This is a genomic window from Massilia glaciei (genome assembly GCF_003011895.2).
GTDB lineage: Bacteria > Pseudomonadota > Gammaproteobacteria > Burkholderiales > Burkholderiaceae_D > Telluria_A > Telluria_A glaciei.
In genome coordinates, this window is the sequence record NZ_PXWF02000064.1 from 1 (window position 1) to 955 (window position 955).

The window sequence follows — 955 nt, forward strand, 5'->3', positions numbered from 1 at the left end:
CCGAGCGCATGCTCGGCTACGCGGCGGCCGACGTGGTCGACCAGATCACCCCGGCCGACATCTCCGACCCGCAGGAGGTGATCGAGCGCGCCGCCGCCCTGAGCGCCGAACTCGGCGTGGCGATCGCGCCCGGCTTCGAGGCGCTCGTGTTCAAGGCCTCGCGCGGGATCGAGGACATCTACGAGCTGAGCTACATCCGCAAGGACGACAGCCGCTTCGACGCGCTCGTCTCGGTGACCGCCCTGCGCGACGCCGGCGATGCGATCATCGGCTACTTGCTCATCGGCACCGACAACACCGCGCGCAAGCGGGTCGAGGCCGAGCAGGCGATCCTCGACCAGAGCCTGCGCGACCAGCAGTTCTACACGCGCTCGCTGATCGAGTCGAACATCGACGCGCTCATGACGACCGATCCGCGCGGCATCATCACCGACGTCAACCAGCAGATGGAGGCGCTGACCGGCTGCACCCGCGACGAGTTGATCGGCGCGCCGTTCAAGAATTACTTCACCGACCCCGAGCGGGCCGAGGCGGGCATCAAGCGCGTGCTGCGCGAGGGCCGGGTCAGCGACTATGAATTGACGGCGCGCTCGCGCGACGGCGTCGAGACCATGGTCTCGTACAACGCGAGCACCTTCCACGACCGCGGGCGCAACCTGCGCGGCGTGTTCGCGGCCGCGCGCGACGTCACCGAGCGCAAGCGCTTCGAACAGGCCCTGCAGGAAAACAACATCGAGTTGGAGGCGGCCAAGGCGGCCGCCGAGAAGGCCAACCTGGCGAAGTCCGAGTTCCTCTCGAGCATGAGCCACGAGCTGCGCACCCCGCTCAACGGCGTGCTCGGCTTCGCCCAGCTGATGGCCTCGGACCTGCCGGCGCCGAGCCCGGCGCAGCAGCGCTCGATCGACCAGATCCTCAAGGGCGGCTGGTACCTGCTGCGCCTGATCAACGAGATCCT

1 protein-coding gene is annotated in these 955 nt (G+C 68.4%); it reads left to right on the forward strand.

The features are described 5' to 3' along the window. On the forward strand, positions 1-955 hold a 955-nt coding region (locus tag C7C56_RS04965; protein WP_146204287.1), incomplete at both ends, for a PAS domain S-box protein.